At 39.2% G+C, this 19,731-nt stretch carries 11 protein-coding genes; 2 read left to right on the top strand and 9 right to left on the bottom strand.

The window, feature by feature from the left end; genetic code table 11:
- Nucleotides 1-63: 63 nt before the first annotated feature.
- The 3 genes from P278_RS03795 to dinB are packed head-to-tail and all read right to left on the bottom strand — an operon-like array spanning nt 64 to nt 5,618.
- Entirely contained in the window at nt 64-1,437 is a 1,374-nt protein-coding gene (locus P278_RS03795) for an exonuclease domain-containing protein (protein WP_038262617.1), read from the bottom strand.
- A 12-nt stretch (nt 1,438-1,449) separates the two neighbouring features.
- Nucleotides 1,450-4,404 carry a DNA polymerase III subunit alpha gene (locus tag P278_RS03790; RefSeq protein WP_038262616.1) on the bottom strand — a complete coding sequence of 985 codons (2,955 nt, stop codon included), beginning with the start codon at nt 4,402-4,404 and terminating at the stop codon, nt 1,450-1,452.
- On the bottom strand, nt 4,404-5,618 hold the full coding sequence (gene dinB, locus P278_RS03785) for a DNA polymerase IV (protein ID WP_038262615.1): 1,215 nt from the start codon (nt 5,616-5,618) through the stop codon (nt 4,404-4,406). The genes P278_RS03790 and dinB overlap by 1 nt, the downstream gene beginning before the upstream one ends.
- Nucleotides 5,619-5,720: 102 nt before the next feature.
- Between dinB and P278_RS03780 the strand changes: the two genes are divergently transcribed.
- Nucleotides 5,721-6,470 carry a LexA family transcriptional regulator gene (locus tag P278_RS03780; protein ID WP_038262611.1) on the top strand — a complete coding sequence of 250 codons (750 nt, stop codon included), beginning with the start codon at nt 5,721-5,723 and terminating at the stop codon, nt 6,468-6,470.
- A gap of 64 nt (nt 6,471-6,534) precedes the next feature.
- Nucleotides 6,535-7,251: an SOS response-associated peptidase gene (locus tag P278_RS03775; RefSeq protein WP_038262608.1), complete on the top strand. Its 717-nt coding sequence runs from the start codon at nt 6,535-6,537 to the stop codon at nt 7,249-7,251.
- A 125-nt stretch (nt 7,252-7,376) separates the two neighbouring features.
- Here the strand turns inward: P278_RS03775 and P278_RS03770 are convergent, their stop codons facing one another.
- The 6 genes from P278_RS03770 to P278_RS03745 form a co-directional block, all read right to left on the bottom strand.
- Entirely contained in the window at nt 7,377-9,461 is a 2,085-nt protein-coding gene (locus P278_RS03770) for a right-handed parallel beta-helix repeat-containing protein (RefSeq protein WP_051413389.1), read from the bottom strand.
- Nucleotides 9,462-9,534: 73 nt separating this feature from the next.
- Nucleotides 9,535-10,887 carry a sugar porter family MFS transporter gene (locus P278_RS03765; protein WP_038262605.1) on the bottom strand — a complete coding sequence of 451 codons (1,353 nt, stop codon included), beginning with the start codon at nt 10,885-10,887 and terminating at the stop codon, nt 9,535-9,537.
- Nucleotides 10,877-13,564 carry an ROK family protein gene (locus tag P278_RS03760; RefSeq protein ID WP_161808337.1) on the bottom strand — a complete coding sequence of 896 codons (2,688 nt, stop codon included), beginning with the start codon at nt 13,562-13,564 and terminating at the stop codon, nt 10,877-10,879. Before P278_RS03760 ends, P278_RS03765 begins: the two co-directional genes overlap by 11 nt.
- Before the next feature lie 20 nt (nt 13,565-13,584).
- A complete protein-coding gene (locus P278_RS03755; protein WP_051413388.1) occupies nt 13,585-15,870 on the bottom strand; it encodes a GH92 family glycosyl hydrolase in 2,286 nt (761 codons plus the stop codon).
- A gap of 97 nt (nt 15,871-15,967) precedes the next feature.
- Entirely contained in the window at nt 15,968-17,263 is a 1,296-nt protein-coding gene (locus P278_RS03750; protein WP_038262603.1) for a glucosidase family protein, read from the bottom strand.
- A 12-nt stretch (nt 17,264-17,275) separates the two neighbouring features.
- A complete protein-coding gene (locus P278_RS03745; protein ID WP_038262599.1) occupies nt 17,276-19,693 on the bottom strand; it encodes a GH92 family glycosyl hydrolase in 2,418 nt (805 codons plus the stop codon).
- Nucleotides 19,694-19,731 lie beyond the last annotated feature (38 nt).

The following is a 19,731-nucleotide window of genomic DNA, read 5'->3' as shown; positions in this document are numbered from 1 at the left end:
CTGTAGATATTCTTCATACGGTTCATTTAGTATCGCACCTGTCCTTAACCAAAACTTCAATAGCTACGAAGGCAACTGAACAATTTCAACCTTGTTCGTTACCTTATCCATATAAGCTTTTATAAAGTGGTCAATCTCCCGATTATTTGGTTGCAGCTCAATCCAGGCTTCAAGATCATTTATGGTAGTTAAGCATTGGTCATTAGGTATAAACCCATGCCCTCTATAGTGTTCATCTTCTATTAATATAACGGCCTTTTCCTTTGGTGTTCTCCCCTTTTCAATCAGTAAGAAATCGGTACTTTTCGTTTTTGTTCCTGCTATCGCTTGTTGTACCCTATTGTTATACTCATCGATAACTTCCTCTTCCCTGCAAATACCTTTACACTCGTTCAACTTATAATGAGAACAATGCTTAACATTACTTTGCAACTGGGTATACTTAGGACAAAGGTTATAGGCTTCACAAAGCTGTTCCATAAAAGCTACACACTCTCTTGTGGAATAAAATACCTTTATTGGCTGCTTAACTAGTTTCAGGTGGTTATAAGCCAGGTGTATAATACCCTTCCTGTCGGTATAACTAAAAACTCCATATCCTTTACTCCTGCGTTTTTGAGCCCGGTTATATTTTGGAAAATGGTGTTTAATCTTAACGGACTCTACTATGAGTGCTAACAGTTCGCTTCCTGTTTCTTCAAACTCTATATGGGCAGTTTCCTTGCTCAAGGCTAACTCCTTGGCTTTTTTATCATAAAAATGACTCAATACTCTTTTCTTAATATTGACTGCCTTTCCCACATATATAATATTACCTGTATCATTCAAAAAATAGTATACGCCTGAGGTTTCGGGTAATTCTTCAAAAATAGTTTTAGGTAAAAGGGGTGGTAAGGTAACCTCTCTGGAACGTTGATTGAGATGCTGTGCCACGGTACCATCCTGATCATTTTTAAGCAGTTTTTGTAATAAAATCACGGTAGCATCTGTATCTCCCTTAGCCCGGTGTCTCTGTTGAATAGGAATTTCTAAATTACGGCATAAATTCCCCAGGCTATACGAGCGTAACCCCGGAAATATTTGTCGGGAGAGGCGCACAGTACATAGGCGTTTCCTTTTATAGTCAATTCCAAGTCTCTTAAATTCATTCCTGATTACATTATAGTCAAAATTCACATTATGAGCTACAAATATTTTATTCGCTGTAAGTTGCTCTATTTTTTCTGCTATCTCTGAAAATTTTGGGGCATCATGTACCATTCCGTCGTCTATGCCGGTAAGACCTATTACATTTCTTGAAATAGGCATTTCCGGGTTTACCAGGGTATGGTACTCATCTACTAATGTAGTTCCATTATGAATTACCACCGCTATTTCTGTTATGCGGTTATTTTCTCCCCCAAAACCCGTTGTTTCTACATCTATAATTGCGTACATTAAAATTTCTTTTTACTGAAAACGAGGATCTTGAATATAATCTTCTTTTTTCATTTTAACTACTTCTAAACTCAAATAACCAAACTCACTAACCACTTTACCATAAATACGATATATCCCTTTCCCCCTAAATTTATTTTTAGCAGCAATCTGAGGAAATAGCACCACATCAAACACTTCTCCTATCTGATCTATAAAAGTGGCAAAGTACATCTGATTCCCGTTCTGGGTAGTACTGCGCTTTGTCGTTACCAGGTATCCGTATATATCGATATGCTTGTTTAAATACTGCTGAAAATCGTTGGTAATTCTATTATTCTTTGGCTCCTCCAGCAGTAGGTCAAACGGACTGCACAATGTAAAACCTAAAAGTTCTATCTGTTCAAAAGCTTCCTCCAGCTTTGTGGTTTGTAATACAGGGACTTCATAATTATTTTGACGCACCTTAAACAGCTGGTACTGGTCTTCAAACCGTTGTATATGTCCCAGGCTAAAATGAGCCTTCCAGAGTAGTTCATACTTGTCAACTCCGGTAAATCGAAAAGCGCCTATGCGAATTAAAATACTTAATTGATCAATACTAATAGTAACCCGTTCTATAAAATCCTCTAAAGACGTAAAAGCTCCATGTGTACGTTCTTTTAAAATACGTATACAACTCCGTTGCTCTAAATCCTTCAAATAACCAAACCCTAAATAAATATGTTTCCCGTATATTTTATTTTCCATACTGCTTCTATTAATGCAAGGAGCATGTACGATCGCACCCAACATCCGAGCCTCATGAATATAAATTTCAGGGCGATAAAATCCACCTCCATTATTAAGTACGGCAACCATATACTCCAGTGGGTAGTAAGCCCTTAAAAATAAGCTCTGATAACTCTCTACAGCATAGGAGGCAGAATGCCCCTTTGCGAAAGCATAACCTGCAAAACTTTCTATTTGCTTCCAGACCTCTTTGGTCACCTTATCATCATACCCCCGCTTTCGGCAATTATCTATAAACTTTTCTTCAACAGCTTTAAATTCATCCCTCGAGCGATACTTTCCGCTCATTCCCCTTCTCAACACATCAGCTTCCCCAAGGCTTAAACCTGCAAAATGGTGAGCGACCTTTATAACATCCTCCTGATATACCATTACTCCATAAGTATCCGGCATAATTTGCAGTAGTACCGGATGTGCTTGCTTAATACGCTCCGGCTTATGATGACGTAGAATATACTCACGCATCATACCACTTTGCGATACTCCCGGTCTTATAATAGAGCTTGCCGCTACCAGCCCCAGGTAATTATCGACCTTAAGTTTACTAATAAGCATTCGCATTGCCGGCGATTCGACATAAAAACACCCCATACATTGTCCCCTGCTCAACATCGTATTTACCTTAACATCGGTTTTAAACTGCTTTACATTATGGATGTCAAAAGTGTTATTGTCAGGCTGGTTATATGCAATGATCTGTAACGTCTCCTTTATTTTCGCCAATCCCCGCTGCCCCAACACATCGTATTTATACAAGCCCACATCTTCAGCTATATGCATGTCTATTTGTACGGTAGCGAAACCTTTTGGAGGTAAAAATGTAGCGCAAAAGTGCTGTAGCGAATATTCACTTATTAGTATTCCACTCGAATGCACGCTTATGTAGTTAGGCATTCCTTCTATAAGCGTACCATAACGCAATACCAGTTCCGATAACTCATCGAGCTCATTTAATTTAAATTGTCCATCGCTCAAACGATCTATATCTTCTTTAGGCAAGCCAAACACTTTACCCAGTTCTCTAACCACCCCTTTGTATTTAAAAGTAACATAGGTCCCCATAAGAGCCACATTCGGAAAGCGATCAAAAATATATCGGGTAACATCTTCGCGATCCCGCCACGAAAAATCAATATCAAAATCAGGCGGGGTACTTCGAAACAAATTCATAAATCGTTCAAAGTACAGATCGAGCTCCAATGGATCTACATCTGTTATTCCCAGTAAATATGCTACTATACTATTGGCTCCACTACCGCGACCTACATGGAAGTATCCTTTCGATCTCGCATAACTAATGATATCGTAATTAATTAAAAAATACGATACATACTCCATTTTACGAATCAACTCCAGTTCTTTCCGCATTCGTTCAATAGCAGCATCCTGCTCGTCAGGATATCGATAATCCATCTGCGCCAAACAAAGCTTTTCCAAAAGCAGGTAATCCTCTTCTTTACTTCTGGTATATGTTTGTTGATTCTGACTTTGCTTACCGGCAGAAAAATCAAAATTAATACTGCACTGTTTTAAAAGTTGGTCTGTATTTTCTAAAATAAAAGGGTATTCTTTAAACGCCTGATAAAGGTTTTCTACCGGGTACATCTTTTCATCTTCATTAGCCTGTTCCTCAGCCTGAAGCTTACTCAGTAATGTATTATTATCTATAGCACGTAACAAGCGGTGGGCATTATAATCTCTTTTATTTCTGAAGGTAACAGGTTGCTGTACTACCAATCTGTCTTTATAGGTAATGTATTTAGAGAATGGTAATTTTCTAAGGTCTTTTACCGAAATACCGATATACTCATAAGGCTTAAAAGTATCCATTTCATTCAACAATACTTTTTCAAAAGGATAGACGATAAACACGTCTGACAATTCAGGTGCCTGTTGCGGGATTAGCTTTTCTGTATGTAAATGTGCCGAAAGCAAATCATTAAGCTGTTTAAACCCATGATTGTTACGTGCTATACCCACAAACTGCTGATCTACTCCATTTCTAAAGTCAACACCTACAAGCGGCTTTATACCATACGATTCCGCTTTACGAATAAAATTCAGGCAGGCCGAAGTATTATTGATATCGGTAAGCGCTAATTGAGTTACATGGTTTTCTCTGGCCAGTTCCAAAAGCTCTACTTCTGAAAAGGTACCAAAACGCAAACTATAGTATGAATGACAATTTAAATACATTATTGTTTTCTATGTGCTAATATGGTTGGTGGCTGTCCGTTAAAAGGGTTATGCATTCTACCAATAGTCCTGGCACCCATACCCGCTGCTCTCAATACACTCTTATCTCCATACCGTTGCCTGATTTTATCCAGTGCCTGATAGAGATTAATAGCTTCTTCAGAATCTTCAAACAGATTAATCTGGTAATTACCATGTACCAAATGACTAAACCTTATCCCTATAAGTCGTACCAGCATTCTACGGTTATAGAGTTGTTTAAAGAGTCCGAGCACCTTCTCTATTAAAATATGGTCAGCACTGGTATAAGGTATTTTAAGCTGTTTCGATACCGTTTGAAAATCAGAGTATCTTAATTTAACGGCTACACAGGCGGTTAGTTTTTCGCCTCTTCGCAACTGATAGGCTAAATTCTCTGTCATAGCGATCAGTAATGTTCTAAGCTTCTGTACATCAGTAGTATCACGATCAAAAGTACGTTCAGTAGAAATCGATTTTCGTTCACAAAACGGTATAACCGGGGTTGTATCCACCCCACTGGCTCTATCCCAGATTGTAAGTCCGTTTTTACCCAAAACCGTATAAAGCATTTCTTTAGGCATCTCCTGAAGGGTTTGTACTTGTTTAATTCCAAGATTGCGCAAGGTCAAATAAGTCTTGTCTCCTATCATGGGGATTTTCTTAATTGACAAAGGCGCTAAAAACGGTTTTTCAAAGCCATAATCTATTTTTAGCTGATTGTTTGGCTTGGCCTCTCCGGTTGCTACTTTCGATACTACTTTATTAACCGACAAACCAAACGATATAGGCAGTCCGGTCTCCTTTGTAATAGTTCTCCGCAGTTCCGAAGCATACTTATAACTGCCAAAAAACTTGTCCATCCCCGAAAGATCTGCATAAAATTCATCGATGCTCGCCTTCTCAAACAAAGGAACTTTTTCTTTAATTATATCAGTAATCACATCTGAATGCTTAGAGTACACACCTGCATTTCCCTTTATAATCACTGCCTCAGGACACAATTCTTTAGCCATGCGCATTGGCATTCCACTATGTACCCCGAAAGATCGGGTTTCGTAACTGCAAGCCGCCACTACACCTCGATCGCTTACCCCACCTACAAGTATTGGTCGCTGCTTTAACCTACTATCAAGCAAACGCTCAACAGATACAAAGAAAGTATCCAGATCAAGATGTAATATTGTGCGACTCATTAATAAATTGGATTTTTTCCAAAATTATGGAATTTTTCCATTTATTAGGAAATAATCCATGTTAAAAACGGATTATTTCCATGAAAGAGCTATATTTGTTTTATGATCAAAGATTTACCCATAGCAAGTATTCGCTTCAAAAGTATCAGACAAGAGCAAAAATTAACGCAACAGACTTTTGCCGAATGTTTGGGTATCAGTGGTACTACCGCCGATATAGAACGTGGTAAAACAAAGATTTCAGGTGAAATCGTCACCAAACTATTTCAATTATATCGTATCAATCCGCTTTGGCTCTTTGGTGAAAGCAATGAAAAATACCTCCATCCATCTGACAATACCTTACCCAAAGTAGTAACCCTTAACAGTGAAGAACAGGAAAATGTAATGATGGTGCCCGTAAAGGCATCAGCCGGCTATGCACATAATCTACAGGATGTAGAATGGTATGAAAATCTCCCTGCTTTCGATCTGCCACTCCCTGAATACCGCAATGCTACGCACAGAGCCTTTCAGGTAAAGGGAGATAGTATGCATCCCGTATTACACCAGGGAGAATGGGTGATTGCCCGGGCAACCGAAAGACTTTCCGATATTAAACCCGATAACCTATATGTAGTAGTGCTCCCCGATACCGTAGTCGTTAAAAAAATGATCGTTACTAATGAGCATACACAGCTTATTTCTATAAACAAAGAATATCCACCCATTGAATGCCCTACCTCCGAAATACAAGAAGTATGGCAGGTAGTGAGTAAGATTACCACCAATTTTGAAGTTCCTGAATATACCTACGATAAGCTGGCTCAAGAAATGAAGGCCGGGTTTGAGGCTATTAAGTCGAGGTTATAACTCACAAATTAATACGATTGCAAATATTAAAATTCCTTAATAACTTTATGAAAAACATAAGGTTATGTGCTACCATATTTCGCAACGCCAAAAGAACCCTCAGAAAATATCAGAACTCTTCGATGCCGAAAATGTGCTTAATCCAGAACACGTACCTGTTTACTATCATCTTAATGGTTTTTCTCATGCCAATGTCATGGTGATGACACAGGAAGAACCTGACATAATACAACTGGCTACCTGGGGTATTGCTCCTCCCCATTATAAAGACTCCCTGGAAACATACTGGAAAAAATATACTGGCGGAACCCTTAACACCCGTGATGATAAATTTTTTCAAAACTACTTCAGCTGGAAAGATGAAGCCCTGTTAAAAAATAAATGCCTCATACTCATAGACGGACTTTATGAACCTCACAAACCCTCACAAGGTAAGAACATCCCTTTCTTTTTCGAAAGACCAAATCACGAAATGTTCGGACTGTTAGGAATCTATACACATCAAGGAGGGATACTCACCTGTTCCGTTATTACTACCACCGCCGATCCGCTGTTTGAAAAAATCCACAACGGCGCTAAACGAATGCCTATGTGTGTTGCACCGGAGGACAAAGACTATATGATTCTGATGAATCGTGAAGACTCTTTAAAAGAAGAATTCAAAATATTCAGATCCATCGAATTAAATGCCTACCCGGTAAGCAGAGATGTTATCAATGCCCATAAACAATCAGATTACCCAGAGATCATCAACCGATTGGAGTATGCAGAACTTTCCTAAGTCACTATATGAAATCTATATTTCTTTTAACCATTACTTATAAACTTCCCGGTTCCTATTGGTTCATATAACCATAGCCAATTGAATACCCCGCCCCGCTCTATTTATGAAGAAGGATACTACCCCTAATTCTTATATAAACCGATGGAATCAATGGCTGTTCCCTTCAATTTTGCCAGTTTAAAAACTTCTTGTTCATATTTATCAATGGGAACAGGCTCCTGATTCATGAGCTCATTCGATGCATCCATGTCCAGCCACTCTTTATTACCATCGAGTATGCTCTCTTCCATATTAACAAAACTGTTATCCTTTAAAATGTTCCGTTTAGGAATTGATGGCTTATCTTCAAAATACCTGGAAAGCTCGGGATAAGCCTCGCTATATGGAGGCTGGTCATAATGTACGGCCATTAATCTTTTATAATATAACCCTTCCTCATCTAATAAGCCTTTTGACCAGTTTTCCAGGCGATTATCTATATGAATCCCAAATTTAGTATCCACAAATAAATTATTGATGTAGGCATTATCAGATCCGCCACCGATTAATACATTCCATTTTCCGGCTTTATAAAAAACATTAGATTGAACCTTCAGACCACAAGCCCCATCATCATGATAAACCGCACAAGTATTATAATGATCAGGAATATCTTTAAAATAATTATACCGAATCACACTTCCTCTCTCTGAGGGATCCCTTCCATAATAAACAGCTCCTTGATCTTCTACTTCAAGACAAACATCATGGATGTAATTGTATTCAATAAGATGATTATTTCCATGCATTAGAATAGCCATACTCGGGAGGTCGTACATTTCACAATGACGTACCTTATTTCCAACACCGGTTAAGTGAACAGCCGGCCGGTAAGACTTCTCAATTCTGTTTAAATCATAGAACTCACAGTTTTCCACTATGTTATTTCCGGGTGCTAAACTTAACCTGTCTCCACCACCTAAAGATACCCCACCGGCTCCCAATTGGTAAAAGACACAACCCCTAATCATATTATTTGTACCTGCCAGACGATTAAAAGTAGTGTTTACATACAAATGCTGCTGCAGACTCCCTACTAGACCGGAAGTTGCCGTTCCCGTACCTTCATGCCGATACTTTTTAAAAGGTGTTATTCCCTGGCCAACAGTAATTCCAAGACTCCCCAGGTTCTTAAACACGCAATTTTCGATAGTTACATTTTCAGTTGCATCCATAGCAATACCCAAGCCCCTGGAGCACTCGAAGGTAATCCCCTTAACGGCTACATTTTTCACTCCCTCGATTTGAAAAAAAGGGTCCTCCAAAACGGAAATTTCTACTTGCTTAACATCCTCTTCACTTCTAAAATATAACATACCACGAGAGCGATCAATGTAATATTCCCCATTTGCATCTAACTCCCTTAATATATTTACCCCATACCATTTACGCCAGGGCTTTTGATCTCCAAACCCATAAAGGGTAGGGATCTTGGTCGTAATAGTACGCTCTGTATCATTAATTTCTTTTACCGAAACCATATCATCCGCATATCCCCACATAAAATATCCAGCGATCCATGGGTCACTTTCATACTTCCATGCATCTACTCTTAGAGAATCGTAACGAAACTTACCTCCTAGGTTACTAAAATCATCATTCCTGGGAACAGAACCCTTATCGAGCACTTCTTCTATAGGAATCATCCCTTTATTAGGCCACCTTGAAAGGTGAAACGGTTTTTTGTTGACAAATAGCTCAGCCCAGGATGCCCCGTAGGGTCTTGCAAATCCTACACTCCTGATATTACCGTAGTCGTCCAGACCATAAGCTTTAAGGTTTATAGCCAATACAGTATCCGATACACCATTTAATTTTACACTTTTGATGGCATTGACAGGAATGGAGACTCCTCCGAAAAAGCTAACCGCTTCATTCTTATAAGCCGAAATACGAATATTAGAATAGTTTGAATCTAGTTTGATCGCTTGATGAAAATTATATCGCCCCTCCCGGATAAAAATTTCAACAACTTCAGCATATCCCTTTTCACGAAATTCAAGTACCTGCTGAAAAGCCCGATCTAATGTTTTCAATGGTTTGGAGATGGTCCCCTTGTTCGAATCATCTCCTCCATTAGCAACAAATATTTTGTGTTGTGCCGTAGTGGTATAACAAAAAATTAAAGCCGTTAGTACTGAAGTAAATATGCTATGTAATTTTCTCATTTTATTGGGTTACATGGCTATCATACATAGCCCGATGAATTCAAAGCATAAATATAAACGTTCGATCAGTAACTTAGAATTTTTCGTTCCAGAACCTTTCAATTTCCTCTAAAGATTTCCCCTTGGTTTCAGGGATGTATTTCTTTATGATCCAAATTCCGGGCATACAAACCAAAGCAAAAAGTAAAAACGTTAATGGCGCATTAAATCCTGCCAATATCATTGGAAATACCTGACCTACAATAGCATTTGTAACCCAAAGAAAAAGTGTGCTAATAGTCAGGGCCCTCCCCCGAATACTCGTTGGAAAAATTTCTGAAGCCACTACAAACTGTACTGGCCCTAAAGAAAATGCATAACAGGCAATAAATAACAAAATACCCACAATAACATAACTGTCAAAACTACCTCCTATAAAGAACATCAAACTAATCATTAACAGTGATAGGATCACGCCCAAAGCTCCGAACCTCAAAAGCGGTTTACGTCCCCATTTATCGATAGTATATATAGCCACAAAAGTAAATAGCACATTCACAAAACCTATAGTTACCTGCCCTCCCAAGGCATCGCCTAAGGTAAATCCAGCTTCATTTAAAATTGTAGGACCGTAATAGATGATCGCATTGATTCCGCATATCTGTGAAAAAATCATTAAAAAAATGGCGATATACATCGGGCGTTTATAAACACCTCTTATCAACTGGAAGAAATTCATTTGCTCCTTTTCTTCTTTATGTACTGGCTGGTCATATTCAATCTTATATCGCTCCGCAATTTGCTTAGCTTTTTCCTTACTTCCATGAATCATCAGCCATCGCGGACTCTGAGGTATGAACAATAAGCACCCAAGGAACAATAATACTGGAAATACTTCATTAGCAAACATGCCACGCCAGTACTCATCCTTGTATAAAAATTCAAAAACAAAACCATCCATACCACCATCCTGGTGTACAACAGAGGTCCAGTAGTTACTAAAATATGCGATTAAAATCCCTGCCGTAATAGCCAATTGATAAACGGAAACAAGCTTTCCACGTACATGTGCCGGCGAAATCTCACTGATATATAAAGGGGAGACCATAGAGGCTATCCCAAAAGCAACACCTCCCAATAATCGATACAACACCAGTTCAGTAAAAGAACCTGATATGGCACATCCCATGGCAGAAATAAAGAATAGTAGTCCGGAAATGATAAGCATCAATTTCCTACCGTACTTATCACTCAGGTACCCGGAAAAAACAACTCCGGAAATAGCGCCTACCAGGGCAGAGCTTACAAACCAACCTATACCCGCGTCTGATAGATCAAACTGTGCTTTAACCAATGCTACCGTTCCGGAAATTACAGCCGTATCAAACCCGAATAGAAATCCGGCCAATGCCGCTGCAAAAGCAATAAAAACAATCTTAAGATTCATAATTACAAACTTCAGGTTTAACAAAGGATTTCACCACCTTGGCAATACTTGACCCCAGGTTATTAATGGTGTATGAACCAGCATTGGATGGAATAACAAAGGTTTCGGCATAAGCCACTACCATTTTTCTATCTCCGGTAACTACTTCTACCTTACTTCCTTCAACCAGGCTCAAGATATGACATTGATTGTTACCCTCAACATGAATTTGATCATTAAATTCCATCCTATACACTTCATAGAAATGTTGTGGATGCGTACTTAATTGCACCACTTTCCACCCTTTACCTTCGGCTGTAACCGTTTGTTTGGAAATATATTCTTCTTCTACCACATCACCCTGACAGTCGAAATTAAGATTGGCCATTCCCCTTTCTATATTTAGTGGTCTCGGTTGACCATTGAGGTCTAAACGCATCCAATCATACATTTTAAAAGTATAAATATACGGGGTACTGCTTATCTCAAGAACCAGGTTATTGATACCAGAACAATGGATCGTACCATGTGGAATTAAAAATAAATCGTGTTTTTTAGCAGGATGTGTTTGCACATATTTTTCGACCTCAACTTCTTTACCCTCTTGCTGACTTTTAACCAAGGCCTGGTGAAATTCATCCTTATTTACTCCCTCCTTAAATCCAAGGTACACATTCGCATCATCTGCTGCATCCAGAATATAATAAGTTTCATCTTGCGTAAACTTTTCTCCGAATTGCTCACTGATAAAGTTAGGCTTTGGGTGACACTGTAATGAAAGATTCTCTCCATTAAACGTATCTAAGAAGTCAAACCTGATAGGAAAGTCGGTTCCAAAAGTCTTTGCAGCATCCCCTAATATTGCCTGATGATCATTGTACATCAAAAAGTCAAAAGACACTTCGAGGTTTACACCCTTTTTAGAGATCACGATCCCATTCTCCGGTACAATAAGTTCAAAAGACCATGCGTAATTCACCACCTCATCAGAAAGTCCGTCAATATTATTCTTGATCCAGTCGCCTCCCCACACACCAGGTTCAAACCACGGACGTGCCCTGAATGCATGTGTAGACATTTCGGCTAGTGCCGCCCGTAAAGTACTTCCGGCGCACCAGGATATATCATTTAAAAACTGACCGTCCACCACAAAGTCAATAGCACTTAAGAGATTTTGTTTATGCCTGTTTAATACCGGCCAGTCAACGAAAAACATTCTTTTATACTGAGGCTTTGCCGAAATCGATTTTTGTGCTCCTATATTCCGGACCCATCCTGCCCGCGAACGGTATTGTATCTCATTCTTTGGAATATCAACATAAACCAGTTTAGCATCCCAGTTACACAATGAAGCCCCGGAACCATATACAATCGATAAACAATCGTCATCAGCCACCAAAGACTCGAGCTTATCCCTTTGGAAGAAATCTTCCAGATCGCCTTCATAAAGTCTTCCAAAGACCGGATCATCTCCACCCAAAAATGGTGCTATCATGGCATCAATTACATCAGCATCCTTATAGGCTGCATCGATCGAGTAAGTAATGTTTTTAACCCCTAATTGCCTGAGCGCTTCAGATAAACCACCCATTAAGTAATCCCAGTCTACCCCAACATAACCATCAATACACACTTTTTTATAGGATGAGAGTTCCCTTGCTAAACTTTCAAAACCTTGTGATACTGTACCCTCACTAATTTCAAAAGATGGAAAAACATCGTAGCCCTCTAGCTGCTTTTCTTCCCTGTTAACGGGCATTAAAAATTGCGCTGTGTTTCTTTTGTTAAAATCCATTTCATTCATTGCTAATATATTTTTTACAGCCCCCAGTATAGCTGCATTTTCAGTTTCTTTTGCAAAATGTATTCTCGGGGTTACTTCCCCCAACTCCTCCTCAAATGTTGCTTTAAAAAGGGGATAACTTTTAGAAATATTTCCCCCAAGTATTAATAAGTCAGTTCCAAACTTGGCTAAAACCGGACTTAAAACAGTACCGAGATTGGATCCAAATTCCTCAAAGATCATTCGGGTATTGGAGTCCGTAGCTGCTTGATCTGCTATTTCTTTTACATTGGCTGCTTCATATCCGCATTGCTCCTTATAACGGTGCAAAAACCATCGTGTGGAAATCCAATCTTCTACCGTTTTACTTTGATACGGAAGGTTGAATAGTTCTCCATGATCAGGGATCGTATCGTCGTCAGAAAGTAACAATCCATCTTTCATAAAACCAGAACCGATTCCTGTACCTAGTGTAATCGCAGTAATTTTTTCTTCTGTTAAATATTGAGACCAGGTCTCTCCCAATAAAAATCCGGCAGCGTCATTAATAAAAAAGACGTTATCGGGATACAACAGCAAACCTGCCAATTCATTCGTTAGAAAATGCCTCATATTAATGGCAAATAACTTATCGTATTTATCCACTCCTTGAATATGAACAATTCCTTTATCATAGTCAGCAGGCCCCGGTATTGAAATCCCCACACCACCTATGGGCAACCCTTCTGATTTTTTTATACTTTGCTTGATGCATTCAAGCCAAACCCTCAAAATAATACCTGCATCTTCGTGTGAATCCAATTTTGAATGCACCTTGGTTTCAGGAATTATTTTCCGGTATTGAACATCCACCACGGCTGCAGCTATATGCGAACCCCCGATATCTACTCCAATGGCATATTTTATATCCTTCACAACCATTTTTTTATTCTGTTTTATAACTTGCCCCAGCTTTTATTTGGGTTTTTACCCATATGTAATTCTAAGGTTCCTCCCCCAACTACATCTTTGAATTTTAATTGACATGATTCTAATGGTTTCCCATTAAATTGAGCCGATTGGATGTACAGGTTTTCCTTAGAATTATTACGCACTTCAATAACGAACTCCTTCCCTGAGTAGTAGTTACTGTCGAGTTGAACAACCATTTTATCAAACAACGGACTACTCAAATCCAGTATAGGTTCTTTATCTCCACCCCCATTCATTTCGAACAATCCTAATGAACTCATCACGAACCATGCGCCCATTTGCCCTTCATCTTCGTCTCCTTCCCAACCATGATATGGGGTAGAACCATAATAGGTCTCCATGATATCACGGGTATACTTTTGGGTTAACCAGGGTTTACCCGAATAGTTAAACAGCCATGCCGCCTGCATATTTACCTGGTTACCATGGTTGATATAATATTCCGATTTTCTTCCACCGGTACGATCCAGCGCATGGGCTGCGTATTTGTGTTCTTTTGATTTTTCAAACCCTTCTTCCAGTCTGGTGTTAAACAGATCTTTCCCCACCAACTCGATCACACCTGGTATATCATGGGGTACATACAGGGTATATTGCCAGCTATTCCCTTCTATAAAATTATAATTGTCAAAAGCATTAAAATCTTCTTTCCAGTTTCCTTTACTGTCTTTAGGTACCATGAATTTTAAGGTTGGATGAAAAGAGTTTTTATAATTTTCCGAACGCTTCATAAAACTCCTGTAATCTTTTTTATTACCAATGGCACGGGCCATTTGTGCCACACACCAATCATCAAAAGCATAGTCAAGGGTTTTATTCGTAACTCCTTTATCCGAAGGCATATATCCATGATTGATATAATGATCTAAACCGGGGTTTCCTACATATCCACCACACTCATAACGTCCACCACTCACGGTTACATTCTTTTTCATGGCCTGGTACAGCTTATCAGGATCTTCTGTGTAAATTCCTTTCTGGTAAGCGCTAAGCATTAAAGCCATTTCGTGAGAACCTTCCATGATTCCGGAATATTCTAATCCCGTTGGCCCTTTGCCGGTCCAACCGGTCTTTTCAAATAATTCAAGTTGAGTCAACACCCAATTTTTACTGATATCCGGGGTTATTAATGTGAGTAAACCATTAATGTTCCAAAATGAATTCCAGAAAGCATCTCCTCCATACATAGCAACACCATCAGGTAATTGCTGTACATTTTCACAAGGATCCATATACAGTCCGTTTACATCATTCCAGGTTTGTTTGGCGGCATAAACTCTATACAGATTAGTATAGAACTTAACCTTATCAACCTCGTTACTACCCGACACCTTAATTCGATTTAATATATGCTCCCATTGCGTTTTGGCATTTTCCTTTACGGCGTTAAAATCCCATCCAAAAGGTGTATTAATTTCTGTATTTAAATTCAATCTTGCCTGATCAATACTCACCATTGAAATACCAGATTTCACGAGTATTTCTTCATCCTTTTCCGTCTCATAAACCACATACACTCCAATGTCGTCTTTCCCGGATATTTCTTTGATACCGTCTTGCTCCTTTCCCTGATTCCATCCGTTCATGTTTTTGAATGGCTTACTGAATTGTAATACAAAGTGAAGTTTGTAGTTATTCCAGCCTGCACTTGAACAGTCCGCATAACCCTCAATCTCCGTATTACTAACCTTGGTGATTCTTGCATCATTAATTTGCAACCCGTATTCCGATGGTAATAGCAGGTCGACCAATACCCTTGATTCTTTTTTCCTGGGAAACGTATATTTCTGGAATCCACAACGCGTGGTCACGGTCATTTCGGCTTTAACATCATGATCGTATAGATAAACTTCATAATACCCGGGCGATCCTTTTTCACTTTCCTTAAGTATCCTTGAATGATATCCTGCATTCGCTCCCTTATATGGAGCATCAACCGGTCGATCTTCTAATACCAGGTCTGCAGTCGTTGGCATCATTCTTAAACCCGCCATGGTCCAGGCATGAATATGGCTAAAACCTGACACACTATTGATGGCATATTCATAGCCGCCCATCCATTGGTCTCCCTGATTGTCCGGGCCCAATTGTATCATTCCGAAAGGCATGGTTGCATAGGGTCCAAGCATCCACCTGGAATTTGAAGTCCCCATAAACACATCAACATATTCCAAAGAAGATTTTGACGATTGCCCAAAACCAGGGGGTATAAATAATATAAGATTAAGTATCAGTAATAATGTTCTCATAATTGGTTCATCGGTTAATTAATACACGTCAGTTGTTTAAATGTCTAAACAAACTATCAGTGTAAATAAAATCATAAACTTGTCAATACTATATTTATTAATACTCTACCTGCTCAGCCCAGTCATAAAACTGTTCAATAGCTATATAAAGAACTCCGGCAGACCCTCGGAAGGTACCGGAACCTTCCGGTTTATTATCAACCGTATACCATTCGAAAAATCCATCATTCACGATTACGCGATCAGTCATTGGTTTCATTTGCTGATAAGCTTCTTTCACAAAACCATAGTTGATTAATTGCTGAATCATCCTGGCTCCAAACCAGGTCCAATCACCTCCGTTTTGATATCCGTACGGATACATTCCTTTATTTTCAAAAGCCCATTCCGGATATGGTGGATACATCGTCAGTCCGATAGACCCTGCCCCGGATTCTTTTACATTGGAGATCATTTTATCCAGGGAAGTCTTTATTTGTTTTTTATTTAACAAACCAGCCTCGATGGCTACAGCGGTGCCCCCGTGATAGTAAATTTCATTTTCATTAAAATCATCAGGATAAGGCGATCCTTCTAAATATACATGAGGAATAAATTTTTGGTTCTTTTCATCCCAAAGAACATCCATGGTATTCTCAGCAATCTCTTTACGAATCGGTTGCCACTTAGCCTTTGTTGCAGGAATGAGCTCCATCATATTATCCAGTGCAATTAATAGCATGGCATTATCATAAATATCTACACAATAATGAGTGTCGTCGGTAATGAAAACTCCCCATGGATGTGAATGCTGAACATCTCCCCAATCGGCGGTCGTAGCACCATAAATCAAACCGTATTTATCACTCCACCGGGCATTCATTAAAAACTCCATGGACTTTTCCATACGCTCAGCAACAGTTAGCTCCCCCACCTTCTCATTCATAAATTCACGATCTCCGGTCTTGTTTACATATTTATAGACAGCTTGAACCAGCGAACTCTCATGATCAGTTTCTACGGTATTCTTATGACCGCAATAATTGGGTTCCAGATCAGAATAAATGTACTTATAACCACCTTCAGTGGCTACCGCCTTTTCTTTAGGAATAAATCCATCAATTATATTTCCATCTTCCCCTTGTAATCTAAAAAATACTAACAAGTTTTCCTTTAATGTTTCCTTATCAAATACCTCCGCAGACAGTTCGATAAAAGTATTGTAATCTCTGATCCATACTTCGCCATAACCATCACCGGCATTAAATCCGGTTTTCACCACCTCCAGGGCTCGTTCTTTTACTGATTTAAATTCTTCATCTGCTAAAATCGTAGCGGCCAATTCTTTGTTTTCTTTATTTGAAGAACATGCTGTCAGGATAATTAAGAGACTGCTTAAAATGATCTTTTTCATAATGTTCAATTACTAGTTTTTAATATTTGACATTGATGGTGGTACCGATTCCGTACCCCAGCTTTTATTTGGTTGGTTTCCTAATGTAAAAATGAGTTTACCTCCGTTCATCAACTTTTCATGGAGCATCCAGTTCGAATTAAAGTTTTCTCCATTAAAAGATGCTGACTGTATATATAAATTATCACTCCCCTGATTAAGTGTTTCTATAATCAGTTCATCTCCCTCATAATAAGTGCCATCTAATTTGATGCGAATCTTATCGAAAAGGGGAGTTCCGAACTGAAAGGTAGGGTTTGCATTGGAATGCCCCTGAACATCAAATAAGCCCATGGATGCCATTACATACCAGGCACCCAATTGTCCTTGATCCTCATCTTGTCCCACGCCATAACCATGTAGAGGTTCAGTACCATAAAATTCATTGCAAATCGTTCGTACCCACTTCTGTGTAAGCCAGGGTTTTCCAGAATAATTAAAAAGCCATGGATTGTGTAAACACGGCTGATTTCCGTGATTATATAACTTTTCTACCCCGGAAAAACTATGAATCTCTTCCGATCCTCCTCCAAACATACTTTTTTGGGCATCGATAAACATTTTTTCCAGACGTTCGTTAAAACGTTCTTTTCCTACCAGGTTCATTAATCCGTTTACATCATGAGGCACATACCAGGTAAACTGAAATGCATTTCCTTCCTGGAAGCCATCCCACCCTCTCATGGGATCAAAATCTTCAATAAAACTCCCATTCTCAAGCTTCGGTCGTATAAATTTTGTTTCCGAATCGAAAAGATTTCTATAGTACGCTGCCTGATCTATAAGTTTTCTATGATTTAACGAGTCTTGTAAGTGCTTTGCCATCTGAGCCACAGCATAAGAACTAAAGCTATATTCTAAGGTATGTGAAGCACCAAAATTAAAAACCCAGCCATTAGAAATAATCGTGTCTTTATAAGGTACGTAACGATCCTTTACAAAATAACTAAGGTCGTATTTCCCATTACCAAGATTTCGACCGTGATACTCCAATTCATTTTTCAAAGCAGCTTCATATCCCGCTTTTACATCAAAATCACGAATGCCAACATTATAAGCCGAAGCAATAAGCAAACCTTGGAAATTTGTTTGTACACCATTGGTATAAACGCCTGCGGCCTCCCCGTCATGCAACCAGCCTCTGTCTATATAAAAATCGATATTTGATTGTATGTATTCTTTAAAGTAATCAGGATATGCTAAAGCCCATAGCTGACTAAGGTTCCAAAATCCTCCCCAAATCCCATCGGTATTGTAATGATTGTATTCTGGACTACCATCGGGAGCGAGAGGTATTTGTCCGATTTTCCCATTCACCATCGGATAGTTTCCATTGACATCACTGGCCAATCCCCGACCTAATAAGGCGTGATACAAACCCGTATAAAACTTAATGCGATCATTTTCCGCTCCTCCTTCTACAACAATATGATTCAACTTTTCATTCCATGCTTCCTGAGATTCCATACGAACATCATTAAAGGACTTCCCTGTGGCTTCTGCATTTAGATTATTTCGTGCATTCGCGATAGACGTATAACTTAATCCAGTCTGTACCTCCAACTGTTCTCCTTCATCCATAGAAAACGTAAGGAATAAACCATTTCCGGTTCCAGTTGTTTTCGTAAGGTCAGGATTTTGAATATTATCTTTAAAAGACCCCACACTTACAGGGGTTTCACTAAGTCGGGCAACAAAATACATTTTCACCCTTTTGCCCGGATCACAAAACTTTGCATATTCGGGGTATGTTTCAATATACCCTTCAATCTCATTCGTATTTACCAACTGAGCCATCGCATCCGTAACATCACTGCTTTCTCCTTGTTTATGTCCGATATCTATAATAAGGTTAGCCTGATCAGTTTTTGGAAAAGTATACCGGTGGTACCCCACTCTCTCTGTGGCTGTAATCTCGGCCTTCACATCATAATCCTGCAATACTACATGATAATATCCGGTTTCTGCATTTTCCGTGCGTTTATCAAAACGAGAGCGGTATCCTGCATCGGGATTATCTAAGGTTCCCGGAACGGTTTTTATCGAGCCCACGGTGGGCATAAATACCAATCCTCCTATCTGAAATTCATGGAAGTGTCCGAACCCCTCGATTGAAGTATGACGGTCATCATATCCAGTTGGACCCCAACCACCTTCACTCCCATATGCATTCGTGTGCGGAGCTAACTTAGCCATTCCGAACGGACGAGCCGCAGGAGTATAAAAAAACCAACGTCCATGTACCGATCCAATTTGCGGATCTACATAGTGCGTCAATGGTACTAAAGAATCAGTTACTTTTTCCTTTTTGCCACAGCTAACAGCCAGTAAGGATAGTACGATTAAACTAATTGCAACCCCTGTTTGTCTATGTATTATATACCTCATCATAACTTAGTAAATTAATTTCATTCTTTGCTATAATATGC

Origin of the sequence: Zhouia amylolytica AD3, from assembly GCF_000511935.2 — a bacterium.
Lineage (GTDB): Bacteria > Bacteroidota > Bacteroidia > Flavobacteriales > Flavobacteriaceae > Zhouia > Zhouia amylolytica.
The sequence above is the reverse complement of the archived record's forward strand: the minus strand, read 5'-3'. Positions and strand labels throughout refer to the sequence as shown.

What these genes read in the sequence shown, in the direction of transcription:
- P278_RS03755 (WP_051413388.1), bottom strand. Translation starts at nt 15,870, where the DNA reads ATGAGAACATTATTACTGATACTTAATCTTATATTATTTATACCCCCT.
- P278_RS03790 (WP_038262616.1), bottom strand. Translation starts at nt 4,404, where the DNA reads ATGTATTTAAATTGTCATTCATACTATAGTTTGCGTTTTGGTACCTTT.
- P278_RS03765 (WP_038262605.1), bottom strand. Translation starts at nt 10,887, where the DNA reads ATGAATCTTAAGATTGTTTTTATTGCTTTTGCAGCGGCATTGGCCGGA.
- P278_RS03770 (WP_051413389.1), bottom strand. Translation starts at nt 9,461, where the DNA reads ATGAGAAAATTACATAGCATATTTACTTCAGTACTAACGGCTTTAATT.
- dinB (WP_038262615.1), bottom strand. Translation starts at nt 5,618, where the DNA reads ATGAGTCGCACAATATTACATCTTGATCTGGATACTTTCTTTGTATCT.
- P278_RS03750 (WP_038262603.1), bottom strand. Translation starts at nt 17,263, where the DNA reads ATGAAAAAGATCATTTTAAGCAGTCTCTTAATTATCCTGACAGCATGT.
- P278_RS03745 (WP_038262599.1), bottom strand. Translation starts at nt 19,693, where the DNA reads ATGATGAGGTATATAATACATAGACAAACAGGGGTTGCAATTAGTTTA.
- P278_RS03775 (WP_038262608.1), top strand. Translation starts at nt 6,535, where the DNA reads ATGTGCTACCATATTTCGCAACGCCAAAAGAACCCTCAGAAAATATCA.
- P278_RS03795 (WP_038262617.1), bottom strand. Translation starts at nt 1,437, where the DNA reads ATGTACGCAATTATAGATGTAGAAACAACGGGTTTTGGGGGAGAAAAT.
- P278_RS03780 (WP_038262611.1), top strand. Translation starts at nt 5,721, where the DNA reads ATGATCAAAGATTTACCCATAGCAAGTATTCGCTTCAAAAGTATCAGA.